Source organism: Flavobacterium sp. GW823-FHT04A11 (assembly GCF_058796535.1).
Map to the genome: position 1 here is coordinate 673,909 of NZ_CM179503.1, position 25,531 is coordinate 699,439.

The 25,531-nt window shown below is 33.6% G+C and carries 23 protein-coding genes; 14 read left to right on the top strand and 9 right to left on the bottom strand.

The genetic code is table 11. From position 1 onward, the window contains the following. Nucleotides 1–19: 19 nt before the first annotated feature. Both AC3QL1_RS03050 and AC3QL1_RS03055 read left to right on the top strand, forming a co-directional pair. On the top strand, nucleotides 20–1,255 hold the full coding sequence (locus AC3QL1_RS03050; RefSeq protein WP_492494985.1) for an outer membrane beta-barrel protein: 1,236 nt from the start codon (nucleotides 20–22) through the stop codon (nucleotides 1,253–1,255). Nucleotides 1,256–1,409: 154 nt separating this feature from the next. Beyond that, complete coding sequence (locus AC3QL1_RS03055; RefSeq protein WP_492494986.1) at nucleotides 1,410–2,411, top strand: NAD-dependent epimerase/dehydratase family protein; 1,002 nt, start codon at nucleotides 1,410–1,412, stop codon at nucleotides 2,409–2,411. A gap of 1 nt (nucleotide 2,412) precedes the next feature. On the opposite strand, the gene AC3QL1_RS03060 is transcribed toward AC3QL1_RS03055, so the two are convergent. The 3 genes from AC3QL1_RS03060 to AC3QL1_RS03070 are packed head-to-tail and all read right to left on the bottom strand — an operon-like array spanning nucleotide 2,413 to nucleotide 4,987. Continuing rightward, complete coding sequence (locus AC3QL1_RS03060) at nucleotides 2,413–2,901, bottom strand: DUF4296 domain-containing protein (protein WP_492494987.1); 489 nt, start codon at nucleotides 2,899–2,901, stop codon at nucleotides 2,413–2,415. A 9-nt stretch (nucleotides 2,902–2,910) separates the two neighbouring features. Next, complete coding sequence (locus tag AC3QL1_RS03065) at nucleotides 2,911–4,251, bottom strand: dihydroorotase (protein ID WP_492494989.1); 1,341 nt, start codon at nucleotides 4,249–4,251, stop codon at nucleotides 2,911–2,913. Nucleotides 4,252–4,261: 10 nt separating this feature from the next. Then, nucleotides 4,262–4,987, bottom strand: a complete 726-nt coding sequence (locus AC3QL1_RS03070; protein WP_492497527.1) for a polyprenol monophosphomannose synthase — start codon at nucleotides 4,985–4,987, stop codon at nucleotides 4,262–4,264. Nucleotides 4,988–5,092: 105 nt separating this feature from the next. Between AC3QL1_RS03070 and AC3QL1_RS03075 the strand changes: the two genes are divergently transcribed. From AC3QL1_RS03075 to AC3QL1_RS03085, 3 genes are all read left to right on the top strand, one after another. Beyond that, the gene (locus AC3QL1_RS03075; protein ID WP_492494992.1) at nucleotides 5,093–5,761 is read left to right on the top strand and encodes a DUF4271 domain-containing protein; all 669 of its coding nucleotides are present in this window, start codon (nucleotides 5,093–5,095) and stop codon (nucleotides 5,759–5,761) included. Nucleotides 5,762–5,775: 14 nt separating this feature from the next. Further along, a complete protein-coding gene (locus AC3QL1_RS03080) occupies nucleotides 5,776–6,525 on the top strand; it encodes a uroporphyrinogen-III synthase (RefSeq protein ID WP_492494994.1) in 750 nt (249 codons plus the stop codon). Nucleotides 6,526–6,825: 300 nt separating this feature from the next. Further along, nucleotides 6,826–7,296: an Lrp/AsnC family transcriptional regulator gene (locus tag AC3QL1_RS03085; protein ID WP_035681816.1), complete on the top strand. Its 471-nt coding sequence runs from the start codon at nucleotides 6,826–6,828 to the stop codon at nucleotides 7,294–7,296. Between the two features lie 224 nt (nucleotides 7,297–7,520). Here the strand turns inward: AC3QL1_RS03085 and AC3QL1_RS03090 are convergent, their stop codons facing one another. From AC3QL1_RS03090 to leuS, 5 genes are all read right to left on the bottom strand, one after another. Next, nucleotides 7,521–8,207: a zinc metallopeptidase gene (locus AC3QL1_RS03090; RefSeq protein WP_492494996.1), complete on the bottom strand. Its 687-nt coding sequence runs from the start codon at nucleotides 8,205–8,207 to the stop codon at nucleotides 7,521–7,523. Nucleotides 8,208–8,388: 181 nt separating this feature from the next. Then, nucleotides 8,389–8,979, bottom strand: coding sequence for a hypothetical protein (locus AC3QL1_RS03095; RefSeq protein WP_492494998.1), 591 nt, complete (start codon nucleotides 8,977–8,979; stop codon nucleotides 8,389–8,391). After that, nucleotides 8,966–9,439 (bottom strand): RNA polymerase sigma factor, encoded by a 474-nt coding sequence (locus AC3QL1_RS03100; RefSeq protein ID WP_492495000.1) that lies wholly within the window; start codon nucleotides 9,437–9,439, stop codon nucleotides 8,966–8,968. The genes AC3QL1_RS03095 and AC3QL1_RS03100 overlap by 14 nt, the downstream gene beginning before the upstream one ends. Before the next feature lies 1 nt (nucleotide 9,440). Further along, nucleotides 9,441–10,289 (bottom strand): alpha/beta fold hydrolase, encoded by an 849-nt coding sequence (locus tag AC3QL1_RS03105; RefSeq protein WP_492495002.1) that lies wholly within the window; start codon nucleotides 10,287–10,289, stop codon nucleotides 9,441–9,443. Nucleotides 10,290–10,567: 278 nt separating this feature from the next. Further along, nucleotides 10,568–13,432: a leucine--tRNA ligase gene (gene leuS, locus AC3QL1_RS03110; RefSeq protein WP_492495004.1), complete on the bottom strand. Its 2,865-nt coding sequence runs from the start codon at nucleotides 13,430–13,432 to the stop codon at nucleotides 10,568–10,570. 318 nt (nucleotides 13,433–13,750) lie between these two features. Here leuS and AC3QL1_RS03115 point away from each other — a divergent pair, with 318 nt between their 5' ends. The 6 genes from AC3QL1_RS03115 to truB all read left to right on the top strand — a co-directional run bounded on the left by AC3QL1_RS03115 (nucleotide 13,751) and on the right by truB (nucleotide 20,262). Continuing rightward, the gene (locus AC3QL1_RS03115) at nucleotides 13,751–14,098 is read left to right on the top strand and encodes a winged helix-turn-helix domain-containing protein (RefSeq protein ID WP_492495006.1); all 348 of its coding nucleotides are present in this window, start codon (nucleotides 13,751–13,753) and stop codon (nucleotides 14,096–14,098) included. Between the two features lie 86 nt (nucleotides 14,099–14,184). Then, nucleotides 14,185–16,746: a TonB-dependent receptor gene (locus AC3QL1_RS03120; protein ID WP_492495007.1), complete on the top strand. Its 2,562-nt coding sequence runs from the start codon at nucleotides 14,185–14,187 to the stop codon at nucleotides 16,744–16,746. Between the two features lie 719 nt (nucleotides 16,747–17,465). Then, nucleotides 17,466–18,341 (top strand): cell division protein FtsX, encoded by an 876-nt coding sequence (locus AC3QL1_RS03125; protein WP_492495009.1) that lies wholly within the window; start codon nucleotides 17,466–17,468, stop codon nucleotides 18,339–18,341. A gap of 90 nt (nucleotides 18,342–18,431) precedes the next feature. Continuing rightward, nucleotides 18,432–18,686, top strand: a complete 255-nt coding sequence (locus AC3QL1_RS03130) for a DUF3098 domain-containing protein (RefSeq protein WP_492495011.1) — start codon at nucleotides 18,432–18,434, stop codon at nucleotides 18,684–18,686. Between the two features lie 89 nt (nucleotides 18,687–18,775). Then, nucleotides 18,776–19,573 (top strand): undecaprenyl-diphosphate phosphatase, encoded by a 798-nt coding sequence (locus AC3QL1_RS03135; protein ID WP_492495012.1) that lies wholly within the window; start codon nucleotides 18,776–18,778, stop codon nucleotides 19,571–19,573. Next, nucleotides 19,573–20,262: a tRNA pseudouridine(55) synthase TruB gene (truB, locus tag AC3QL1_RS03140; protein ID WP_492495014.1), complete on the top strand. Its 690-nt coding sequence runs from the start codon at nucleotides 19,573–19,575 to the stop codon at nucleotides 20,260–20,262. The genes AC3QL1_RS03135 and truB overlap by 1 nt, the downstream gene beginning before the upstream one ends. Nucleotides 20,263–20,604: 342 nt before the next feature. On the opposite strand, the gene AC3QL1_RS03145 is transcribed toward truB, so the two are convergent. Beyond that, nucleotides 20,605–21,222: a thioredoxin family protein gene (locus AC3QL1_RS03145; protein ID WP_492495016.1), complete on the bottom strand. Its 618-nt coding sequence runs from the start codon at nucleotides 21,220–21,222 to the stop codon at nucleotides 20,605–20,607. A gap of 190 nt (nucleotides 21,223–21,412) precedes the next feature. On the opposite strand from AC3QL1_RS03145, the gene pyrH reads away from it, so the two are divergent. The 3 genes from pyrH to AC3QL1_RS03160 all read left to right on the top strand — a co-directional run bounded on the left by pyrH (nucleotide 21,413) and on the right by AC3QL1_RS03160 (nucleotide 25,373). Then, nucleotides 21,413–22,120: a UMP kinase gene (pyrH, locus tag AC3QL1_RS03150; RefSeq protein WP_492495018.1), complete on the top strand. Its 708-nt coding sequence runs from the start codon at nucleotides 21,413–21,415 to the stop codon at nucleotides 22,118–22,120. 76 nt (nucleotides 22,121–22,196) lie between these two features. After that, nucleotides 22,197–22,760 carry a ribosome recycling factor gene (gene frr / locus AC3QL1_RS03155; RefSeq protein ID WP_492495020.1) on the top strand — a complete coding sequence of 188 codons (564 nt, stop codon included), beginning with the start codon at nucleotides 22,197–22,199 and terminating at the stop codon, nucleotides 22,758–22,760. 117 nt (nucleotides 22,761–22,877) lie between these two features. Further along, a complete protein-coding gene (locus AC3QL1_RS03160) occupies nucleotides 22,878–25,373 on the top strand; it encodes a DUF5686 family protein (protein WP_492495022.1) in 2,496 nt (831 codons plus the stop codon). Nucleotides 25,374–25,531: the final 158 nt, after the last annotated feature.

Consider the following 25,531-nt stretch of genomic DNA (forward strand, 5'->3'; position numbering starts at 1 on the left):
CGCACCAAAAACCTATCCTATGAAAAAAATATTACTAATTACATTATTATTTTACTACACTATTACCAACGCTCAAATTTCATTTGAAAAAGGGTATTTCATCTCTAACGATGGAAAAAGAACGGAATGCTTTATAAAAAATTTAGACTGGGGAAATAATCCAATAGATTTTAAATTTAAGATCCAGATTACTGACAATGATTACAAAACAGAAACTATTGCTGATGTTCAGGAATTTGGAATCGATAATATTACTACCTTCAAAAGAGCAAAAATAAAAATGGATCGCTCCAGTGATGATTTAACTAAAGTATCACAAACCGGAAAACCAGTATGGGAAGAAAACACCATTTTTTTAAGATTATTAGTTGAAGGCGAAGCAACACTTTATTCTTATAAAGATGAAAATCTTATCCGATATTTTTACGAAACAAAAACAATTCCATTGGAACAGCTTGTATTCTTAAAATACATCATAATGGAAGACGGTAAATCGACAGGAGAATTAAAAGAAAACAATTATTACAAGCAACAGCTAAATAATAATGTAAGATCAGCAAGCATAACCGAGAGCGATCTTAAAAACCTAAGATATAAAAAATCTGACCTTACCAAATACTTTTTAAAATACAACAACAGCAACAATAAAGAAACATCCCGTGAACTTTCAAAAACAAGTACAGATCATTTTTCATTAAAAATAACTCCGGGAATTAGCTTTATTTCACTAACGATGAATGATGGCGATCTACCATCAACAGACGTAAAATTAGACAGCAAAACTAGTTTTAAAATAGGTTTGGAAGCAGAATATGTACTTCCTTTTAATAAAAATAAATGGAGTATCTTTTTAAATCCAATGTATCAAAAATATGAAAACACTAAAGATTATAAAAGACCTGGCCCTTTCCTGGTTTCTCCTTTAACAACCCGTAATGTAGAAATAAAATATACAAGTATTCAGCTTCCGATAGGATTACGTTACTATTTCCTTCTAAATAAAAATTCGAAAATTTTCGTAAATGCCGCATATTCCTTTGATGTAAACGGAAAAGCAAGTATATCATTTGATAAAAATGTAGAAAACAAAAGTAACTCAGGTTCTAACTTTGCTGTTGGATTAGGCTATAACTTCAAAAATAAATTTAGTGCCGAAATTAGAGGTAATACTCAAAAACAATTATTACGCGATTACCATAGTTTTTCTGCAGAATACAAAGCTATTGATTTGGTTTTTGCATATTCTATTTTCTAACAGATAAACGAAAATTAAATAAACATAAGCAATGGAAATATTTAATCAAATAAATATTCATCCATTGCTTTTTTTTTACAATTATAAAGTAAATTCGATATTTAAGAATGAATCATGTTATTAATTGATTTATCAAAAATGTTATCTTTACAAAATGATATTAGTAACTGGAGGAACAGGTTTAGTTGGCGCACATTTATTGCTTCATTTAATTGAAAATGGAGAAAACGTTCGGGCAATTTACCGAAACCAAAACAACATTCAAAAAACAAAATCGGTTTTTGAATTGTATAAAAAAGGTGATTTATTCAAAAAGATTAATTGGCTTGAAGCCGATATTTTAGATGTTCCTTCGCTTGAAATTGCTTTTATTGACATTGATTATGTTTACCACTGCGCCGCTTTAATTTCGTTTGATCCAAAAGATGAAGACGCGCTTCGAAAAACTAATATCGAAGGAACAGCCAATATGGTTAATTTTTCTTTAGCCAAAGGAATAAAAAAATTCTGCTTTGTAAGTTCGATCGCAGCTTTGGGAGATTTAGCCCCGCATGAAACTTATATTACCGAAGAAACCGACTGGAATCCTGAAAAACCTCACAGCGATTATGCCATTTCTAAATATGGTGCCGAAATGGAAGTCTGGCGCGCCGTTCAGGAAGGTCTGGATATTATTATTATAAATCCGGGAGTCATTTTAGGGCCAATTCCGAAAACAAAAAAACATGAAAAAGGAAGTGCTGAATTGTACCAAAAAGTAGCTAACGGTCTTTCGTTTTATACTTTGGGAAGTACTGGATTTATTGCGATAAATGACGTCGTGAAAATTGCTAATGAATTAATGAAAAGCACGATCAAAAACGAACGTTTTACCTTAATTGCAGACAATATTGTTTTCAGAGATATTCTAAATACTATTGCCGAAGCTTTAAAAGTCAAAAAACCAGGCATTCATGCAAGTCCGTTATTCATGAATTTCCTTTGGATTGCAGATGCAATATTTTCAACTCTGTTTTTTCAAAAAAGAAGTTTAACCAAAGCAACCGCAAAAGCTTCTTATTCTAAAAATCTATATTCTAATGAAAAAATAAAAACCGCTCTGGGAACGGTTTTTCTAGATGTACATCAATACATAAAAGACGTATCGAAATTGTAGCTTATTTTTTTCTTAACTGCCTTGCTTTTCTTATAGAATCAATACTTGCCTTGTTTAGAACAGGCTTTATATCATTCAATTTTGGAGCAGGTTCTGTTGGTTTTTCTTTTTTATCTTTGTTTGCTTTCGCTGCTTTTTTCTCTTCAATTTTCAACAGTGAATCTGCTTTTTTCTGATTTTTTTCTAAGCGCTTTGAAATTTGATCAAACATATCTTTGTAGTTCTCATAATCAGCCGCATAATACATATTACTTTGGGCAAATTGCAAACTGTCTACTTTATATTTTCTCAGAATAAATTTCTTCGGATTTCCGTCTAAAGAATCTAAAGACAATGGAGTATTATATTTTATGGCGTCCAAAATAGACAAATCATACATAATACCAATCATTTTTTCTTTCGCAATAAGCCCTTTTGGTTCTTTTACCAATTCTTTTTTACAACTTACAGCAAGAAATAAAACCAATATTATAAATACAAAATTCTTCATTTTAGTCTTTTATCTGTCAAACAATAATCTTTTCCCGTTACGAATGTCTTTCACCTTAAAGTTATTATAGACCAATTCGCCATTTACAAAAGTATGGGTAATTCTCGATTTAAAAGTGAAATTTTCAAAAGGAGACCAGCCACATTTTGCTAAAATATTTTCTGGTTTAACGCTCCATGGCAAACTTGGATTTACGATTACCAAATCGGCAAAATAACCTTCTTTTACAAAACCTCTTTTTTCGATTTTGAAAATTTTAGCCGGATTATGGCACATTTTTTCAACGATTTTTTCAACTGTAATTTTTCCCTGATGATGCGCTTCAAACATCGCCACGACAGCATGCTGAACTAAAGGCCCGCCAGAAGGAGCATTCAGGTATGATTGATTTTTTTCTTCCTTTGTATGTGGCGCGTGATCTGTTGCAATAACATCAATACGACCATCATTCAGGGCTTTCCAGAGTTCTTTCCTGTCTTCAGCTGTTTTTACAGCAGGATTCCATTTAATGAAATTTCCTTTTGTTTTATAATCTTCATCGGTAAACCAAAGATGATGTACGCAAACCTCAGCAGTAATTTTTTTATCTTCCAATGGAATTTTATTCGAAAACAATTCCATTTCTTTCGCAGTCGAAAGGTGAAAAATATGCAAACGTGCTCCGGTTTTTTTAGCCAGTGCCACAGCTTTAGACGATGAAATATAACAAGCTTCTGCACTACGAATTAAATGGTGTGCCGTTACCGGTACATCGTCACCATATTGCTCTTTAAAAAGCTTTAGATTATTTTGAATTGTAGCCTCATCTTCACAATGAACCGCAATTAACATCGGCGTACTTGAAAATATTCTTTCTAAAGTTGCCTCGTTATCAACCAGCATATTTCCGGTCGAAGAACCTAAAAAGATTTTGATTCCGGCAACATTTCTTGGATTTGTTTTTAAAACTTCCCCCAGATTATCATTAGTTGCACCCATCATAAACGAGTAATTTGCATATGATTTTACGGCAGCAATTTGATATTTATCTTCTAAAATTTCCTGAGTAACTGCATTTGGAACCGTATTTGGCTGTTCGATAAAAGAAGTGATACCTCCTGCAACAGCAGCTCTCGATTCAGATTCTATATCGCCTTTGTGCGTTAGTCCAGGTTCTCTAAAATGTACCTGATCATCAATTGCGCCAGGCATTAAATAATTTCCTTCGGCATCTATCACGATACAATCTGAAGTTTTTAGGCTGATGCTGTCTGCCACTTCGACAATTAAGTCGTTTTCGATCAGGACATCGCCTTCAAAAATAGATCCTTCGTTTACAATTTTAGCATTCTTTATTAAAATCCTGTTCATTACCGTGGTATTATAATGTATTGACTAATTTTTTTAATCGAAGTGAAATTACGCCAAGAATAGCTTCCTTTATAATGGCATTGCTCATTTTTGAAACTCCCTTTGTTCTGTCAGTAAAAATGATGGGAACTTCAGTAATCTCAAATTTAGCGCAATAAGTCCTGTATTTCATTTCGATTTGAAACGCGTAACCTACAAACTTTATTTTGTTGAGATTTATTTTCTCCAGCACTTCTCTTTTATAACAAACAAAACCCGCTGTTGCGTCGTGAATTTTCATCCCGGTAATAAATTTTACATAAACCGAAGCAAAATACGACATTAATACACGGCTTAAAGGCCAGTTTACCACATTTACACCTGTAACATAACGGGAACCAATGGCTAAATCGGCACCACCAAAATGACAGGCGTCAAATAATTTTTCAAGATCATTCGGGTTATGCGAAAAATCGGCATCCATTTCAAAAATATAATCGTATTTGCGTGCCAAAGCCCATTTAAAACCATGAACATAAGCTGTTCCTAAACCTGATTTTTTGGCTCTTTGCTCTAAAAATAACCTGCCGGAATATTCTTCCTGCAACGCAATTACTTTATTTGCAGTATGATCCGGAGAATTATCATCAATAATTAAAAGATGAAAAGGTTTATGTTGCGAAAGTACAGCTCTTACTATACTTTCTATGTTTTCTATTTCGTTATAAGTGGGGATTATGACAATACAATCGTTCATTTTTCTTGGCAATTTCATCGCAAAAGTAAACTTTTTATGCCATTTCATTCATAATAAATTTATAATAAAAGTATTGATACAAAAAATTACTAATTTTGTAACGCTATGATTGAACACCTACAACCCAGAATTCTAGAGAACAAAGATTGGGCAACACTTTTATTTGTGGTGGCCTTTGCTCTTGTTGCCATTACTAAATCGACCTACGAAACGAGATTTAGTGAATTTAGCAAACTTATTTTTTCTGATAAGTATGCAAAAATTTATCGTGACACCAGCAACTTAAAAGGCAGCTTTATTGTTGGGCTGTTTTTTGTACAGATTCTTTCGTTTTCATTTTTCATTTTGCTTACGCTGCATATTTTCGGATATGCATCAAAAACAAATTGGGTTTTATACATTCAGATCGCTACATTTTTACTTTATTTTATTCTGGGGAAATTTTTAATCGAAAAAATCGTTGCAACTTCTTTCAACATTGATGAATTTGTAAGCCTTTTCAATCTTCAAAAAGCAACTTACAGGACTTACATTGGGGTTTTAATCCTTCCATTTAACGCTATTTTGTTCTATTATGACAATATTCCAAAGATTGTCCCGCTAGTGATAATAGGCATTGCGCTGTGTATAAGCCTATTCTCCTACTTTATTTCAATTAAAACGTATCAAAATGCAATAATCAGTAAGTTATTTTATTTTATTTTATATCTTTGCGCTCTTGAAATAGCCCCTTATTATTTCATGTATTATTGGATAACAAAAGAGGCGGCTTAGTAAATGTTTATAATATGAAAGTGAAAACAATTTTGGTGTCACAGCCTGAACCTAAAGTGGAAAATTCTCCTTACTTTGAGCTCCAACAAAAACACAAAATAAAAATTGATTTCAGACCATTTATTCATGTGGAAGGGGTTAACGCGAAAGAGATTCGATTACAAAAAATCGACCTTAATCATTACACTGCGATTATTTTGACAAGCAGAAATGCTGTAGATCATTTTTTCAGAGTAGCGGACGAAATGCGCTACAAAGTTCCTGAAGGATTGAAATATTTCTGTCAATCTGAAGCAGTTGCGTTTTACCTGCAGAAATATGTAGTGTACAGAAAGCGAAAAATTTATGTAGGTGCAAAAGATTTTGCTGATTTATCTCCACTAATTAAAAAATACAAAGACGAAAAATTCCTGCTTCCTGCATCTGATCAGTTAAATGCTGATGCGCCTATAACCTTAAATGGTTTAAAAGTAGACTGGACGCAAGCTGTTTTTTATAAAACTGTAATGAGTGATTTATCTGATTTGGCAGATGTTTATTATGATATTTTAGCATTTTTTAGCCCAACCGGAATTAAATCATTGTTTAAAAACTTTCCTGATTTTAAACAAAACAATACCAGAATTGCTGTTTTTGGAAGCACAACTCAAAAAGAAGCTTTAGATTATGGTTTAAGAATCGATATTCTTGCTCCAACTCCTGAAACACCTTCTATGACAATGGCTTTAGAAAAATATATTAGCGAAGCAAACAAAGGAAAATAATTTCTTTTAAAAATATAAAATTTATAAAATTCCAAATTCCAACTTTCTTGTTGGGATTTGGAATTTTTTCGTTTTAATTGATATTGTAATCACAACTCCTCTCCCAGGGTTGAAACCTTGGGCTATGTTTTAATACTTTCGGATAATTTTCCTTCTTAGCATTATTGCTATGTATTGGAATTTGGAATTTGAGCTTTGGAATTTAAGATATGATTCGAATTTTCTTTTTCAACCCATTTTAACTACATTTGATTTCTATTCTAAACCCAAATCACAATAAATAGTTTCAAATTATAAGTTATGAAAATCAACTCCCTTTTAATCGAAATCGACGGTATCGACAAAGAAATCCTTCGTTATTTAATGGATGATGCCCGAAAGCCTATTTTACAAATTGCCAACAAAATAGGGATTTCCGGAGCGGCGATTCATCAGCGTTTAAAAAAACTGGAACAATCCGGTGTGATTTCAGGATCAAAATTTACCGTAAACCCTAAAGTTTTAGGTTATAATACAATGGCTTTTGTTGGGGTTTACCTTGACAAAGCTTCCCGAAACTCAGAAGCGGTAAAAGATTTAAAAAAAATTCCCGAAGTTTTAGAATGTCATTACACAACCGGAAACTGGTCGGTTTTGATAAAAATTATTTGCCGTGACAACGAACATTTAATGCAGCTTTTAAATACTAAAATTCAGGCTATAGAAGGTGTTTCCAGAACAGAAACCTTTATATCGTTAGATCAGCAGATTGACAGGCAGATTCAGCTTTAGAATTAGATAATGTGGCAATTTGATAATTAGATAATGCCTAAAATTGTATATAAAAACAATTGCCATCCTGATTGTAGTCAAACGCTTAAGGCTCACAAAGGCTTCGACTACGCTCAGCCTGACACAACGTTACAAAATAAATCACAAAACAAAAACCCGACAGATTTTTTAAAATCTATCGGGTTTTTTATAAATTATCTAATTATCTAATTACCACATTAAAATTAATTCCTCCTACTTCCTGAATAAATCGAGATATAATACAATAAAGTCGCGATTGACCCAATAGCTGCTACAACATACGTTCTTGCCGCCCATTTTAAAGCGTCTTTTGCTCCTGCCTGCTCTTCTTGTGTCAACATGTGTTTGTTTTCTAACCAGGCAAGCGCTCGATTACTCGCATCATATTCTACAGGTAAAGTAATAATCGTAAACAAAGTTGTTGCGGCAAAAATGACGATCCCAACTAATAATAATTGCGGAAAAGTACGAATCATCAAGATTCCGGCTAACAAAATCCATTGTACATAGTTTGACGCTACGCTTACAATTGGCACTAATTTAGAACGCATTGTTAACCATTCATAACCAATAGAATGCTGTACTGCGTGTCCGCATTCGTGTGCCGCAACTGCAGCCGCCGCCGCATTACGATGATTATAAACTGCTTCGCTTAGATTTACGGTTTTATCACTCGGATTATAATGATCTGTTAACTGACCCGGAGTTGAGATAACACGAACGTCATAAATTCCGTTATCGGCCAACATTTTCTCGGCAATCTCGGCACCACTCATTCCGTTTCGTAATTGCAATTTAGAGTATAATTCGAACTTACTTTTTAATTTTGAACTCACCAGCCAGCTGAATAACATAATTGCGCCGGCAATAATTAAATATCCACTTCCCATTTTTTTTGATTTTTTGATTGAAATTAAAGTTACAAAACAAACAGCAATTTACGAACCAATTTCAAAAAATGTCATTTTGACATTCAATTTTAGATCTTTAAAAAAGATTCTGAAATAAAAAATTCCAAATTCTAACATACAGTAGAACCTGGAATTTATATAATTTCAAAACAAGTATCGGTTACATTAATTGTTTATTTACTTCTTCAAACTTTTCAATCAATGCATTTATTTTTGCCTGCTGTTTTTTAATTTGCTTTGGACGAATAAAAAACCAGTTAATCATCATCCAGAGAAAAGTCATTCCGTAGGTAAAACTTCCCCAGAAAATTGTCATTCTAACCGCATATTCATACATATATAAAGAAATTCCAATTCCGAGTAAAATAAAATACAAACTCAACATTGTAGATTGTATAAATTGCTGTTTCTTTTTAATTAAAATCAGTTTTTCAACATATTCCTGATTACTTTGAGTGGCATCTATATTTTTATAAATGGTCAAAAGTCGGTTATAAACCAGAAGATAAATAACCATAGTCGCAATCATTACTACTATTCCAATTTTAGTCGAAATAAATTCCGGCTGATAAAAATACCAAATAAAAACAATGAAAGCGCAGGTTGCTAAAAGCAAAATATTGGTAATCCATAAACAACGTAAACCCACTTTTTTGAATTGTTTTAATCTTGCCAGTAAATCTTCTATATTGGGCTGACTTACGGTTTGTTTTTTCCATAAATCTTTAAAATCTATATTATTGTTGTCCATTTTCTTTGAATTTTTGAGTCAGTTTTTCTTTTATTCTGTGAATTTTCACTCTTGTATTAGCTTCAGAAAGTCCTACGATTTTAGCTATTTCAGTCTGTTTTACATCTTCTAATTCCAGTGAAATAATAATACGTTCGGTTTCCGGTAATTCGGCAATACATTGATACAAAAACTGAATTTGTGGTTCTAATGAATGTTGTTTTTCTTCGGTCAGGTTGATTGGTAAATCTGATTTCAGGAATTTCTTTTCTTTTTCGATTTGCCTTAAACAGTTATTAGAGGCGATTCTGAAAATCCAGGTTCCAATACTGGATTCATTTCTAAACGTTTCCTGCTTTTGCCAAACAATAATAAACGTTTCCTGAGCCAGATCCTGCGCAACATCATAATTGTTGACAAAACCCATGCAAAGTCGAAATATTCTATCCCAATACGTTTTATAGATATCTTCAAATTCCATATTAAGATTTTATAAAATTGTTTAGCTGAGTTAAATACCAATCTGTATCATCATACATAATAAAATGCAAACCTTGAGTCGCGTATTGAAAATTAGCCGTTTTCAAATTCTTATATTGCTCTTCAATTGCAGGTTTTAAATTTATAAAATAAGACTCTAACAAAATCAGTGACGTACATTTTATCGCTGCAATTTTCTCTCTCAAATCGACATTGAAGAAATCACAATACATTTCTGCAAAAGTTTTTCTGTCTGATTTTACGCTCCAATCCACCACCATTTCTAGTTTTGAGGTGTCCTGCAAAAGTCTTGGCATTGTCTGTTTTTGCATATCATAAAACTGCGTGTCTGTCATTGCGGTCATTTGGGTAACCATTGCAGAACAATCATTATTTTCTTTGGATTTAAAAGAAGGATCGCTCAAAGCGGCAAGGCAAGGAAGCGCGTCAACGACTACAATTTTACCAATTAAATCCGGATAATCTGAAGCGATTGCCAATGCTAATCCTCCGCCCATACTGTGCCCAACTACAATTGGCTTTTCAATTTTATTGTCTTTTATATAATTGGCAATTTCATTTTCCCAATTTTTGAATGTTGCAGTTCCTTGTGGTTTTACTCCCGCAAACCCTGCCATTGTAAGTGTATAACAGGTAAAATCTTTTTCGAAATTTACTTTTGTTTCTTTCCAGACATCTCCTGAAGAGGCAAATCCGGGAATAAATACGATAGCTTGTTTTCCTTTTCCGGTTTTAGTTACTTCAAAAGGATATGATTTTGTTTGTCCGAAGACATTTAAACATAATGCAGAAAATAAGAATGCGATAATCAAGATGATATACTTTTTCATTTTAATAGATTTAAGTTGATAAATAATCGGATCCGCCCTTTGGATACGAGAACTATTAAAATGTTACAAGGGAAATGAAAAATTTCAATAAAAAAATTCCAAATTCCAACTTTGAGTATGTTTTTTTCGCCACGAATTCACGAATTTACAAGAATTGAATTCGTGAATTCGTGTCGAAAAAAAGCCAAAGAAACTCTACAAACTTTGATGCAAAAAAAAATCCCAAACCCCAATCGTAAAATTGGAATTTGGAATTTTTATATTGAAAATTTATTTACTTAACCAACCAAATTGATGATTTTTCCAGGAACGATAATCACTTTATTTGGAGTTCTTCCGTCTAATTGTTTTTGTGTTCTTTCATCTTTCATGACGATTTCTTCGATTTGTGCTGCGGTTAAATCCAAAGGCAATTCGATAGTAAAACGCATTTTTCCGTTAAAAGAAACCGGATATTCTTTATTGGTTTCAATCAAATGTGTTGGATCAAAAACCGGAAAAGCAACTGTTGAAATCGAAGTTGAATGTCCTAATTGTGACCATAATTCTTCTGCAATATGCGGCGCGTAAGGCGAAACCAAAATTGCTAATGGTTCTAAGATTGCTTTTGAATGACAATTTTGAGCTGACAATTCATTCACACAAATCATAAACTGAGAAACTGAAGTATTAAAAGAAAAACTCTCAATGTCTTCGGCTACTTTTTTAATGGTTTTATGCAATGATTTCAAATTGTCTTTTGTTGGTTCATCGTTGTTTACGATTAAGCCGTTATTTTCATCAAAATACAATCTCCATAATTTTTTAAGGAAACCAAAAACTCCTGAAATTCCAGCGGTATTCCAAGGTTTTGCTTGTTCTAAAGGCCCTAAAAACATTTCGTACAAACGTAATGTATCAGCTCCATATTCATTACAAATATCATCCGGAGTTACAACATTATATTTAGATTTTGACATTTTTTCGACTTCGCGGCCTACAATGTATTTTCCGTTTTCGTCTGTAATGAATTCTGCCGTTTGATATTCTTCTCTTGAATTTTTGAATTTTTCAATATCTAATTCATCAGAAGAATTAACAATTGAAACATCAGCGTGAATTGGCTGCACTTTTTGATCACCAATTTTATTTTTAGAAACAAAAGTATTTGTTCCTTCTAATCTATAAACAAAAGCACTAGTTCCCAAAATCATTCCCTGATTGATCAGTTTTTTGAATGGTTCTTCGGTTGGAGCAAAACCTTTGTCTTTTAAGAATTTATTCCAGAAACGAGAATACAATAAATGCCCAGTTGCGTGTTCGCTTCCGCCAATATATAAATCTACATTTTCCCAATATGCCAATGCTTTTTTGCTTGCAAATTCGTCTTCATTGTGCGCATCCATATAACGCATCCAATACCATGAACTTCCTGCCCAACCTGGCATTGTGTTCAATTCAAGAGGGAATATTTCGAAATTATCAACCAAATCTGTATTAACAACCTCATTATTTTTAGTATCCCAAGCCCAGATTGTTGCATTTCCTAACGGAGGCAAACCATCTTCGGTTGGCAAATATTTTTCTACTTCCGGTAAAATAATTGGCAAATGGTGCGCATCGATCATCTTTGGCAAACCATTTACATAATACACCGGGAAAGGTTCTCCCCAATAACGCTGACGCGAAAAAACAGCATCACGCAAACGGTAATTTGTTTTACCGGTTCCCTGACCTATTTCTTCCAGTTTGGCAATTACTTTTTGAGTTCCTGTTTTATAATTTAATCCGTTTAGGAAATCAGAATCTACTAATTCAAATCCTTCTTTAGCTCCAAAAGCAGCTTCGGAAATATCTTTATTAAAAATATTCTTGATTTCCGGCATTCCGTTTTGACCTTTAAAGAAATTCGCAAAAGCATAATCTCTTTCGTCTCCACAAGGAACCGCCATTACAGCACCAGTACCGTAACCTGCCAAAACATAATCGCCAATCCAAACCGGAATTGGTTCTTTTGTAAAAGGATGTTCTGCATAAGCTCCGGTAAATACGCCCGAAATTGTTTTTACATCGGCCATACGTTCACGCTCTGAACGTTTTGCTGTTTTTTCGATATACGCTTCAACGGCATTTTTTTGATCAGCCGTTACAATTTTAGCCACCAAATCATGTTCCGGCGCCAAAGTCATAAAAGTTACTCCGAAAATGGTATCAGGGCGAGTTGTAAATACTTCGATAATCTCGTTATGATTTTTTACATTGAATTTTACCAAAGCACCAACAGATTTCCCAATCCAGTTTCTTTGAGATTCTTTGATAGATTCGCTCCAGTCAATATCATTTAAACCTTGCAGCAAACGCTCAGCATAAGCAGAAATTCGCATGCTCCATTGCGTCATTTTTTTACGAATAACAGGATATCCTCCACGCTCAGAAACGCCATTTACGATTTCGTCATTTGCCAAAACAGTTCCCAAACCTGGACACCAGTTTACTTCGGTTTCGGCCAAATACGTTAATCTGTATTGCAAAAGAATTTTTTCTTTTTCATCTTCAGAATACGATCTCCATTCTTCTTTTGTGAATATTGCGACGTTATCATCACAAACTGCTTCAACCAATTTATTTCCTTCGCCTTCAAAAACTTTTACAAGATCAGCAATATCAAAGGCTTTGTTTTCTTTTTTGCAATACCACGAATTAAACAATTGAATAAAAATCCATTGTGTATGTTTATAGTAATCAGGATTTGAGGTACGCACTTCACGCGCCCAGTCAAATGAAAATCCAATTTTATCTAATTGTTTTCTGTATCCTGCAATTTGTTTTCCTTCTTTATCAACTCCACCGTCAATATTTACGCGTGTTGTATCTTCCGGACGCTGCCCGGTCTGAATCGCATATTGTTCTGCCGGCAATCCAAAACTGTCGTATCCCATTGGGTGCAAAACATTGAAACCCTGATGTCTTTTGAAACGAGAATAAACATCTGAAGCAATATAACCGAGCGGATGCCCAACGTGTAATCCCGCTCCAGACGGATAAGGAAACATGTCCAAAACATAATGTTTCGGTTTTTCAGAATTATTACTTGCAGCAAAAGTTTGGTTTTTAGCCCAATATTTTTGCCATTTTTCTTCGATTTCGTTTGGATTGTATTTCATTCTACTTTAGGTTCAAAGGTTCAGAGTAACAAAGGTTCAAAGGTTTTGTTACCGAATTAAGTTCGCAAATTTACATTTATTACAGATTGTACCAAAGCTATTTCGTTGACAAACAAATAAAATAAAAAATACTTATGTTTTAATTACGTAAAAATACTTAAATTTACATTTAATACGTAGCAAAATATATCAATTTACTACAAGTTCCGGAGGAACAAATTATATTGTAAGGCTGTATTTCAATCCGGCACAAAATAAACAAAGAAAGAATATTATTACAACATAATAGCTATTTTTGTACATCATTAAAAGAATCAAATGGATAATAGCAAAAAATATTCTGTTGAAGTTCGCCTTTGGATTGAAGAAACCGAAGGTCCGTTTCTGGGAATTGGAAAAATCTGGCTTTTAGAAAATATTCGGAAAACCGGTTCTATTACCAATGCCGCAAAAGAAATGAAGATGTCTTATCGCCAGGCGTGGCAATTAGTCGAAGAAATGAATCAGCGTGCAGAAAGTCCTTTGGTAGAAAAATTACTTGGAGGAAAAGGCGGCGGCGGGGCAAAATTAACCGAAGCCGGAGAAAAAGCAATTACCATTTTTTACGAAATAGAGAAACGTATTAAAGATTTTGCTTTAAAAGAAACACAAAATTTAAAATTCTAAATCGTAATTTTCATTTAAAATAACTAAAACCATTTTTTTTAACCGTCAGTATTCATTTTAAAACATACTGAAATTAAATCTAAATCATGAAAATATATTGCTGCATATTCCTGCTTTTAATTAGTCTGAAAAGTTTTTCACAAATCGAAAACTCAAAAAAAGATCAGGATAGCATTAAAAAAAAAGATTTAAATGAAGTTGTCATTACCGCTTCACGCCGATCTGAAAATATTATGCGTTCGCCGATAAGTATCGAGCAGTTAAAATCGGCGGAAGCCAAAAAAATGGGTTCACCAAGTATTTATGAAGCGCTTGAAAATGTAAAAGGAGTTCAGATTATAACGCCAAGTGTGGGCTTTAAAGTCATTAATACAAGAGGTTTCGCCAATTCAACAAACGTAAGATTCGCGCAATTGGTTGACGGAATCGACAATCAGGCGCCACATTTGGGTGCTCCAATTGCAAACGCTCTTGGCGCGAATGATCTGGATATTGATAAAATCGAAATTATTCCGGGAACGGCGGCGGCTTTGTACGGAATGAACGCCATAAATGGTTTGGCCAATATTCAGACTAAAAATCCATTTGAATATCAGGGCGTAAGTATTCAGCAATTGACGGGCGTAAATCATGTGGGAAATATTGACCGGTTTTCACCGAAAATATATTCGCAGTTTAATTTAAGATTTGCTAAGGCTTTCAACGAAAAATTTGCCTTCAAAATTAATGCTTCGACAACTGGCGGAACTGATTGGGTTGCAGACGACAGAACTGATTTGGCGCCAAATGCAAATGCTTCAACGAATTTATTCGGAACTGATAATCCGGCGTATGATGAAGTTAACGGTTACGGAAATGAATCGGCAAACAGAAAAACTTTAAATCTAAACGGCAAAAATTATGTGGTTGCCAGAACCGGATATCGCGAAACGGATATTACAGATTATGACATCAAAAATTACAAAGCTGATGTTGGTTTTTATTTCCGTCCGAAAAAAGATCATGAACTTGCCGTGACGTATAAAACAGCATTGATTAATACTATTTATCAGCGTTCAAACAGATTTCGATTAGATGATTATACATTGAATCAATTTTCAGCCGATTATCACACTCCGGTTTTTCAGGTTAAAGCATACGCTACAACCGAAAATACGGGAAACTCATACAACTTACGCTCATTGGCAGAAAACATGGATCGCGCTTACAAATCTGATGATAAATGGTTTGAAGATTACAGCACCGCTTATAAAAATGCTGTAACAAATGGCGCAACAGTTGCAGATGCGCATAAATTAGCCAGAACACAATCTGATCAGGGACGTTTTGAACCCGGAACTGAAGCTTATGAACAAAAGAAAAATGAATTAATCGACATTAATAATTGGGATATTGGTGCGGCTTTGCGTGTAAAATCGACTTTGGTTCATGGCGAAGGTTTAATTAATTGGGATAAAGCCTTTGTTTCCTTTTTCGAAAAAATACAGGTGAAATTATTGAGTGGTGTCGATTACAGAAACTACATAATCGTTCCTGACGGAAATTATTTTATTAACCCAAAAAATGATTCTGAAAACTTAACCTATCAAAAAACGGGCGGTTTTACGCAGTTGACAAAAGATTTATTACATGATAAATTAAGATTAGGCGCTACTTTAAGAATTGATAAAGCAGATTATTTTGATGCCAAATTCACGCCTCAGTTTACAGCGGTTTATTCGCCAAAAGAAACTATTAGTTTTAGAGCTTCTTATCAAAATGGGTATCGTTTTCCAAGTATTTTCGAAGGATTTTCTAATGTAAATTCCGGCGGTGTAAAACGTGTTGGCGGTTTGCGAATTATGTCTGACGGTATTTTTGAGAATTCATATACGAAAGCTTCGATCGATAAATTTCAGGCGCAGGTAAATAACGACGTCAATACGCTTGGAATAACTCAGGCTGCTGCAATCGAAAAGAATAAAAATACGATTCAGAAAAATCCGTACACGTATCTGAAACCTGAATTTGTAAAATCATTTGAGTTTGGTTTTAAAGGAATAGCTTTAAACAGAAACCTTTTTATTGATGCCGATTTTTATTACAACTCTTATAAAAACTTTATCGCTCAGGTCGAAGCGAGTATTGCGAATACCACAGATCCTAATCTGATTCCGGCAGCTTTATATTCGAAAAATACGCAAAACAGATATCGATTATGGACAAATTCGCAAAGTAAAATTTACAATTACGGAGGAAGTTTAGGCTTAAAATATCGAATTGATGAAACTTTTACGGCGCTAACAAATCTAACGTATACCAAACTTGACAGAACAGATGATAAAGATGGTCTTGAAGACGGTTTTAATACGCCTGAATTTAATGTAAACGGAACTTTAATGGCAAATAATATTTGGCAGAATCTTGGTGCAAGCGTAACAGCTCGTTATCAAAACAATTTTGATTATGTTTCTTTTTTAGTTTCAGGAACGGTTCCGGCGTATTGGTCGATGGACGCTCAGGTAAATTATAACTTTAAGAAAACCGGATTAACAACAAAATTGGGCGGAACTAATATTCTAAATAAACCATATACTTCAATTCTTGGCGGCCCATCAATTGGCGGGTTATACTATTTATCTTTAGTTTGGGAAACTGGAAAAATTTAAAATCAATAAGGCGAAAACACAACCTTAAAACATAGCGAATGGTTTCAACCATTTGGAGACGATCAAAATGCCTTAACAAAATGGAACCCAAGGTTAAAACCTCGGGCTATGATCTAGAAAAACACAACCTTAGAACACAGCGAATGGTTTCAACCATTTGGAGCCAATCAAAATGTCTCAACAAAATGCATCCCAAGGTTGAAACCTCGGGGTATGATCTAGAAAAACACAACCTTAGAACACAGCGAATGGTTTCAACCATTTGGAGATGATCAAAATGTCAACAAAATGCATCCCAAGGTTGAAACCTCGGGGTATGATCTAGAAAAACACAACCTTAGAACATAGCGAATGGTTTCAACCATTTGGAGCCAATCAAAATATCTCAACAAAATGGATCCCAAGGTTGAAACCTCGGGCTATGATCTAGAAAAACACAACCTTAGAACATGGCGAATGGTTTCAACCATTTGGAGCCAATCAAAATCATAAACAACATCTATCCCAAGGTTGAAACTTCGGGCAATGTTCTTAAAAACACAACCTTAAATATTAGAGAATTTCTATACTTTGCGGTTAATTCAGCTTTCGGGATTTTTTATTCTTGATTTATTAAATCCTGAATCGTATATTTATGGTACGAAAGTTAAAACTTTGATCGTTATTAACTTTAAATAAAGAAATTCTTTATTATTTTTACCACATAATTTAAGCATACTATGAGTTCCAACTTTGATAAATTTCAAAAGCGCAGGTTAATTTCCTCTTATTTTTCGGTTGTATTAAGTGTTTTTCTGGTTTTATTCCTTTTAGGAGTACTGGGATTATTCATTATCAATTCTAAAAAACTGGCCAATGATTTTAAAGAAAAAATCGCGATGACGGTTTTCTTTAAAAACGAAGCTAATGATAGTGTAATAAAAGCTTTTAATACGGAACTTAAAAGAGCTCCTTTTGCGAGATCATTTGTGTATGTAACCAAAGAAAAAGCTGCAAAAGAACATACCGATATTATTGGAGAAGATTTCCTTACTTTCTTAGGAGAAAATCCTCTTTTGAACTCATACGATATTCACTTGAAAGCAGATTATGTTGAAAGAGACAGCATCACTAAAATAGAAAGCCGTTTGCGTCAAAACACGATGATTGAAGATATTGTTTATGACAAACAATTGGTAAATCTGGTAAACGACAACATCAAAAAAGTAAGTATGTGGATTTTGATTATCAGTGGTTTCCTTGCGATAATTGCTGTTTTATTAATCAACAGTTCATTACGTTTATCCATACATTCAAACCGTTTTATTATTAAAACTATGCAAATGGTTGGCGCTACAAAAGCATTTATTCGTAAACCATTTGTAATGCGAAGTGTAAAATTAGGAATGTTAGGCGCAGGATTGGCTATTATTGCTTTGATCGGTGTTTTAATGTATGTTGAAACCAACTTTCCGGGATTAGGAATTCTGGAAGATAAAGCTCTAATCGGATTGGTATTATTGGCCGTTTTCGGATTAGGCGTTTTAATTACCTGGGTAAGTACGCATTTTGCAACGCAACGTTTCCTTAATTTAAGAACAGACGATCTTTATTAATTTTAGATTGCAGCCTTTAGATTTAAGATTTTTTAAAAAATAAACTCATATAAAAGAGGGTGAGATTTCTTCGTTCCTCGCAATGACAAGATGAAAAACAATATTAAAGAAGAGCAACAACAGCACAAACAGGAATTCCTTTTTGACGATATCAACTACAAAATCCTTTTAATTGGAATTGGAGTTATTGCGTTAGGATTTATTTTAATGTCCGGCGGCGGAAGCGATAATCCGAATGTTTTTAATGAAGATGTTTTTAGTTTCAGACGTATTCGTTTAGCTCCAACAACTGTTTTAATTGGTTTTGGAATCACGATTTATTCGATCTTCAAAAAATCAAAATAATAGATTTTCTAGATTTTTATTTGGTGCGCCCTTCGACTTCGCTCAGGGTGACAGATCTAAAATCTAAAATCTAAAATCATACATTCTGCATGAATACATTACAAGCTATCGTTCTTGCCATTATTGAAGGAATTACAGAATTTCTGCCTATTTCTTCAACTGGCCACATGATTATTGCGTCTTCTTTTTTCGGAATCGCACACGAAGATTTTACTAAACTTTTTACAATCGTTATTCAGCTTGGCGCGATACTTTCGGTTGTTGTTTTATACTTCAAACGCTTTTTTCAAACACTTGATTTCTATTTTAAACTTTTGGTTGCGTTTATTCCGGCTGTGGTTTTGGGTTTATTATTGAGTGATTTTATTGATGGTTTATTAGAAAACCCGGTCACGGTTGCGGTTTCTCTTTTAATCGGAGGTTTGATTTTACTGAAAGTCGACGAATGGTTCAACAATCCAAACGCAGCAGAAACAACTCAGGAAATCACTTATTTGCAAGCTTTTAAAATTGGTTTATTTCAATGTCTGGCTATGATTCCTGGAGTTTCAAGAAGCGGTGCCAGTATTATGGGCGGAATGTCGCAAAAATTATCAAGAACCACGGCGGCAGAATTCTCATTCTTTTTAGCGGTTCCAACCATGTTGGGTGCAACAGTAAAAAAATGCTACGATTATTATAAAGACGGATTCGTTTTATCGCACGATCAGATTAACTTGTTGGTTATTGGAAATGTTGTGGCTTTTATAGTAGCACTTTTAGCGATCAAATCTTTCATAGGATTTTTGACTAAAAACGGTTTTAAAGTTTTTGGTTATTACCGAATTATTGCCGGAATCATTTTATTATTGATTCACTTTTTCATTCATCCCCTTACGATTATATAATGACAACTGAAGAATATTTAGACGGACAAGTTTTATTGATTGACAAACCTTTAAAATGGAGTTCGTTTCAAGCTGTCAATAAATTAAAATACCTTTTAATCAATAAAGTCGGACTTCCAAAAAAGTTCAAAATTGGTCATGCCGGAACTTTAGATCCATTAGCAACAGGTTTATTATTAATTTGTACGGGAAAATTCACCAAAAGAATTTCTGAACTTCAGGGTCAGGCCAAAGAATATACCGGAACTTTTTATATTGGAGCCACTACTCCATCGTATGATTTAGAAACCGAAATTGATGAGACTTTTCCAACTTCTCATATTGATGAAGCCTTAATTCACGAGACGGTAAAACAGTTTTTGGGTGAAATTGATCAAAAACCGCCTATTTTTTCTGCTATTAAAAAAGACGGCGTTCGTTTGTATGAACATGCACGCGCCGGAGAAACGATAGAAATTGAAAGCAGAAAAACTACGATTCACGAATTTGAAATTACGAGAATTGCACTTCCTGAAATAGATTTTAGAGTGGTTTGCAGTAAAGGAACTTATATTCGTTCACTCGCTTTTGATTTTGGAAAAGCAATGAATTCAGGATCGCATTTAACAGTTTTACGCCGAACAAAAATTGGAGATTATGATGTTAAGAATGCAATTGATATTACTTTATTTGAAGAAAGCCTGCAATAAAAATCTTTATGCTTGATATAAAATTAGAAACACATTACAAAAGGTAGTGCTATTGTAATGTGCCAACTCCTAAATTAATTGTTTTGGAAATTAATAGTGTGGTACATTTTTCCCGTCAAACAATAATCTCGAAAAAAAATCATAAAATTTTTCGAATAACTTTTTCATAATAGTGGATTTTTAATAGTTAAACATTAAATAAACACCAATAAAGAGTAAATCAAAAAATAGATAATAGAAGTGGGTTATATTACTACAGCAAGATACAAAAAATTCAAACTAAAAAAAATATTTTAAGATTTTTTTTGAATTAAAATATTTACGCTCAATGCATTAACCAAATTAAAGTCGGTCATATTTGATATTTTCCATGATTTGCGTTAACTCATCCTGTACCGAAATTCCTTTATCTGCAAGATACCACAACTGCAAATCGGTTTTTATTTTATCATCAATTACACCAAATTCTTTTTTATAATTTGCCAGTAATTCTGTTGCGCCTTTTGGTCTTGGTCCCCAATCTGTGCGAACAATTCCGGCTTCTTTACAAATTACAATAACCTTCGGAATTGCTTTTCCTCCATTCGTAAGATACTGGCTCATTAATTCATCATTTTTATCTCTTAAAACAATTTTAAGCTCGACTTTTTTATCAGATGCCAAAGCCATTTTATTAAGTATCGGAAGTATTTGAGCTGCATCTCCGCACCAGCCTTCAGAAATTACAAGCCAGATATAATGATTGTTTAAGCTTTGTAGTTTTGCAATAACATCTTCAGAAATTTTAATTGTTTTTTCGAGTCGGTTCATTCTCGCTTCGTTCAAACTTGTATAATTGGTGAGACTTTCTGACTGATTGTTCCCGGTTGATTTTCCTTCGGATAATAAATCGGTAACTAATTTTCGATATTCAGTATAAGAATAACTATTGAATAATGCTTTGGCTACAATACTTTTCATATTTATTTCGTTTTGATGCGATAAAAATACAATTTTTAAAAAGATGTCCGAATGACTTTTATCACATGGAGATAAAATAAATCTTAAAAATCTCCATAAATTTAAACATAAAAGAAACAATTAATTTTTTTAAAACTTATTTTTAAAAATCAGAATATGTCTATATTTGCACAAATTAACGCAACAACACATGAAATATAAAAGAATTCTTCTAAAACTAAGTGGCGAAGCCTTAATGGGTGATTTACAATACGGAATTGACCCTAAAAGACTAGCCGAATATGCTGAAGAAATTAAGCAAATTCACAGTAAAGGAGTAGAAATTGCTATTGTTATAGGAGGAGGAAATATTTTTAGAGGCGTTGCAGGTGCAAGTGCCGGTATGGATAGAGTACAAGGCGATTATATGGGAATGCTTGCTACTGTTATTAATGGAATGGCTTTGCAGGGCGCTCTGGAAGACAAAGGAATGAAAACGCGTTTGCAGACTGCTTTAAAAATGGAATCTATTGCAGAACCTTACATCAAAAGAAGAGCCGACCGTCACCTTGAAAAAGGAAGAATTGTAATTTTTGGAGCCGGAACCGGAAATCCATATTTTACAACTGATACTGCAGCTGTTTTAAGAGGAATCGAAATTAATGCAGATGTTATCCTAAAAGGAACCCGTGTTGATGGTGTTTACGATTCTGATCCTGAGAAAAATGCTTCGGCTGTAAAATTCGATATCATTTCGTTTGACGATGTTTTGAAAAAAGGATTAAACGTAATGGATACAACCGCTTTTACATTAAGCCAGGAAAATAAATTACCAATCGTTGTTTTTGATATGAACAAAATTGGAAACTTATTGAAAATCTGCGAAGGCGAAAATATTGGAACTGTAGTAAATATATAGTCATCAGTAACAGTAAAAGTCGCAATAAACGGCAAGAACTGAAAACTGAGAATGAAAACTGAAAACTTAAAAAGAAATGAGTGAAGAAATAGATTTTATTTTAGAAAGTACTGAAGAATCAATGAATGGTTCGATAGCGCATTTAGAAAAAGAATTCTTAAACATTCGTGCAGGAAAAGCTTCTCCGGCAATGTTAGGAAGCGTTTTTGTAGATTATTACGGATCTGCAACACCACTTTCGCAAGTGTCAAAAATTAGTGTTCCTGATGCAAGAACGATTACTTTACAGCCTTTTGAAAAAAATATGCTGCAAGCAATCGAAAAAGCAATTATGATTGCCAATATTGGTTTCAACCCAATGAATAATGGTGACATGATTATCATCAGCGTTCCGCCATTGACAGAAGAGCGTCGTAGAGATTTGGCAAAACAAGCAAAATCTGAAGCTGAAGATGCAAAAATTGGTGTTCGTAACGTGCGTAAAGACGCTAATACCGATATCAAAAAATTAGAAAAAGAAGGAACTTCAGAAGATGTTTGCAAATCTGCAGAAGAAGAAGTTCAGAACTTAACCAATACATATATCAAAAAAATTGACGAATTATTGGCTGCTAAAGAGGCAGAAATCATGAAAGTTTAATTTTTATTGGATACAAATTAGAAATCCGTTTAGTAAAATTTACTAGACGGATTTTTTTATTACTATTTTTGCATACCAAAATTAAATTGTTTTCGTTTTGAAACTATAATCCTCTGTATGAAGCTATTTTGTTTATTGACTTTATTTTTCACGCTTAGTATTCAGGCACAATTTCAAATAAACGGAATTGTAACCGACTCAAAAAACAAACCGCTTCCTTTTGCCACCATCACGACATCAGACAATAACAATACAATTACAGATGTTGATGGAAAATTTATCCTGAAATCCATAAGTAATATTCCTTCGTTTACGGTTTCTTACATTGGCTTCAATACTAAAATTGTTACTGTTTTAAACAACAAAAAATTCTATGCTGTTTCGCTTTCCGAGAAAACAGATGATTTAAAAGAAGTTGTGGTTTCGAATGAAAATCCGGCTTTGGCCATTATTCGAAAAGTAATTGCCAATAAAAACAACAATAATCCGCAAAAAAAGCTAAGCAGTTTTGAATATAAAACCTATAACAAGCTTATTGTAACGGCAAATCCGGATTCTATTGATGGCAGAATCGATTCTTCTGCAGCGTATAAAGACTTCAATAAAAAAGAAATAAACATTGATTCCTCTGATTATAAGTTTAAAGAAATAATCACCAAACAGCATTTATTTCAAACTGAAAAAGTATCGCAATATCAATTTGGAAACAACAAACTCAAGGAAACTGTTTTAGGTTCTAAAATGGCCGGATTCAAGCAGCCCGTTTATGAAATAATTGCCGTCAATTTACAATCAATTTCTATTTATGATTCTAAATATGAATTGTTTGAAACCAAACATGAAAGTCCAATTTCCAATAACGCACTTGCAGATTACAACTATAAACTTCTGGACACTGTAGCAATCAAAGGCAGAAATACCTATATGATTTACTTTAAAAACAAGAAAAAAAGGAAATCAAACGGGCTCGAAGGTGTTTTGTATATCGATCAGGAAAATTTTGCTGTCGCCAAAGCTGTAATGCGCATAAAAGCGGTTCTGGATATTAGTGGCATTCATGAATTTGAATATGTTCCGAGCGAAAAAATATGGTTTCAAAGTAATACCACATTCAAAATCGTAAAAGGAAAAAACAACGAGGATATTAAAATTTTGGGCGGAACAATTCAGTTTGATGCAGACGCTGAAGAAGACTTTGAACCTCGAAAAAAAGTAGCTTCAGATTTTACTTATTTACTTTCTGAAAGCAACAATTTTGATATTCATTATAATATTGATTCTGCTATAAAAAATCCGTCGCTTTATATTGAAATCAAAGACGACGCTCACAAACAGCCGGAAACATTCTGGAAACAATACCGAAAAGACAGCCTGGATTCAAAAGGGCAAAAAACATATCAGTTATTAGACAGCCTTTCGATCAATAAAAGAATTGAAAAACGTTTAGGATTGGGCAGAAAAATCATCAACGGATACTTCCCTATTGGTCCGGTTGATCTTGATTTAAAGAAAATAGTAAGTTACAATAACTACGAAGGGTTTCGTTTGGGTCTTGGCGGAATTACCAATGATAAATTTTCCAGAAATTTCAGAATTGAAGGATATTCTGCTTACGGAACAAAAGACGGAGTAATCAAATACAGTTTAGGCGCGGGAGTTTTATTGGACAAAAACACCAATACATGGCTAAACGGCTATTATACAGATGACGTTCGCGAAATTGCAAGTACCGTTTTTGCAGTTGATAAACGTGTTTTTAAAATTTATGATCCTCGGCCAATCAACATTAGTACGTTTTATCATTATACGAGCTGGAAGACCAATCTTCAGACAAAAATAATTCCTAAAACCGAAGCTGTTTTAGAATTGTCAAGAAATTATATCGAGCCAAAATTTGATTACTTGTATAATTTAAACGGAAAATTATATTCGAGTTATATCATGACAACGGCAATGTTGTCAATTGTATGGGCGCCTTTTAGCGAGTTTATGCAAACGCCAACCGGCAGAAACGAATCTGATAAAAAATTCCCGCGATTTACTTTTCAGTACACACAATCACTACCTGATGTATTAGGAAACGATTTTGTTTTTGGAAAAATAGATTTTAAAACCGAATACGAAAAGAAATACCTGAACGGTCAGAAAACAAGTTTACTTTTGCAGGGAGGTTATGCAATTGGCGATGTACCAATTACGCATTTATACAATACTGCACCTAACAATTTAACCAAGGAAACCGTTGTACAACGTATTACTTTTGCCGGAAGAAACAGTTTTGAAACCATGTATTTTAACGAGTTTTTCTCCAGTCAATATATTATGTTTCAGATAAAACATGGTTTTGATCGAATTAAATTACTTCGAAAAGTGCGTCCGTCACTGGTTCTAGTAACCAGAATGGCGTGGGGAAATATGGAAAACCCGGAACAACATGTTGGACCAACCTACAAGACTTTAAATAAAGGCTTTTTTGAATCCGGTATTGAACTTAACAAAATTTACAAAGGTTTTGGTTTAGGCGGATTCTATCGTTATGGACCAAATCAATTGTTGAAGTTTGAAGACAATATTGCGGTTAAGATTTCTTATGTACTTGATTTGGGACTTTAAGTTTTAAATTCCAATCTCATTTAAATTGCTTCGCCAGTTCGCTAACGCTCGGGTCCAAATTCCAATCCCGTGTCTTTGCGAGGAACGAAGCAATCTCACTAGCAGAATCGACAAATGTTTACACACAATCTTGTCATCCTGACGGAGGAAGGATCTTC

Coding starts and splice junctions, on each gene's coding strand:
- AC3QL1_RS03050 (WP_492494985.1), top strand. CDS start 20: ATGAAAAAAATATTACTAATTACATTATTATTTTACTACACTATTACC.
- AC3QL1_RS03055 (WP_492494986.1), top strand. CDS start 1,410: ATGATATTAGTAACTGGAGGAACAGGTTTAGTTGGCGCACATTTATTG.
- AC3QL1_RS03060 (WP_492494987.1), bottom strand. CDS start 2,901: ATGAAGAATTTTGTATTTATAATATTGGTTTTATTTCTTGCTGTAAGT.
- AC3QL1_RS03065 (WP_492494989.1), bottom strand. CDS start 4,251: ATGAACAGGATTTTAATAAAGAATGCTAAAATTGTAAACGAAGGATCT.
- AC3QL1_RS03070 (WP_492497527.1), bottom strand. CDS start 4,987: ATGAACGATTGTATTGTCATAATCCCCACTTATAACGAAATAGAAAAC.
- AC3QL1_RS03075 (WP_492494992.1), top strand. CDS start 5,093: ATGATTGAACACCTACAACCCAGAATTCTAGAGAACAAAGATTGGGCA.
- AC3QL1_RS03080 (WP_492494994.1), top strand. CDS start 5,776: ATGAAAGTGAAAACAATTTTGGTGTCACAGCCTGAACCTAAAGTGGAA.
- AC3QL1_RS03085 (WP_035681816.1), top strand. CDS start 6,826: ATGAAAATCAACTCCCTTTTAATCGAAATCGACGGTATCGACAAAGAA.
- AC3QL1_RS03090 (WP_492494996.1), bottom strand. CDS start 8,207: ATGGGAAGTGGATATTTAATTATTGCCGGCGCAATTATGTTATTCAGC.
- AC3QL1_RS03095 (WP_492494998.1), bottom strand. CDS start 8,979: ATGGACAACAATAATATAGATTTTAAAGATTTATGGAAAAAACAAACC.
- AC3QL1_RS03100 (WP_492495000.1), bottom strand. CDS start 9,439: ATGGAATTTGAAGATATCTATAAAACGTATTGGGATAGAATATTTCGA.
- AC3QL1_RS03105 (WP_492495002.1), bottom strand. CDS start 10,289: ATGAAAAAGTATATCATCTTGATTATCGCATTCTTATTTTCTGCATTA.
- leuS (WP_492495004.1), bottom strand. CDS start 13,432: ATGAAATACAATCCAAACGAAATCGAAGAAAAATGGCAAAAATATTGG.
- AC3QL1_RS03115 (WP_492495006.1), top strand. CDS start 13,751: ATGGATAATAGCAAAAAATATTCTGTTGAAGTTCGCCTTTGGATTGAA.
- AC3QL1_RS03120 (WP_492495007.1), top strand. CDS start 14,185: ATGAAAATATATTGCTGCATATTCCTGCTTTTAATTAGTCTGAAAAGT.
- AC3QL1_RS03125 (WP_492495009.1), top strand. CDS start 17,466: ATGAGTTCCAACTTTGATAAATTTCAAAAGCGCAGGTTAATTTCCTCT.
- AC3QL1_RS03130 (WP_492495011.1), top strand. CDS start 18,432: ATGAAAAACAATATTAAAGAAGAGCAACAACAGCACAAACAGGAATTC.
- AC3QL1_RS03135 (WP_492495012.1), top strand. CDS start 18,776: ATGAATACATTACAAGCTATCGTTCTTGCCATTATTGAAGGAATTACA.
- truB (WP_492495014.1), top strand. CDS start 19,573: ATGACAACTGAAGAATATTTAGACGGACAAGTTTTATTGATTGACAAA.
- AC3QL1_RS03145 (WP_492495016.1), bottom strand. CDS start 21,222: ATGAAAAGTATTGTAGCCAAAGCATTATTCAATAGTTATTCTTATACT.
- pyrH (WP_492495018.1), top strand. CDS start 21,413: ATGAAATATAAAAGAATTCTTCTAAAACTAAGTGGCGAAGCCTTAATG.
- frr (WP_492495020.1), top strand. CDS start 22,197: ATGAGTGAAGAAATAGATTTTATTTTAGAAAGTACTGAAGAATCAATG.
- AC3QL1_RS03160 (WP_492495022.1), top strand. CDS start 22,878: ATGAAGCTATTTTGTTTATTGACTTTATTTTTCACGCTTAGTATTCAG.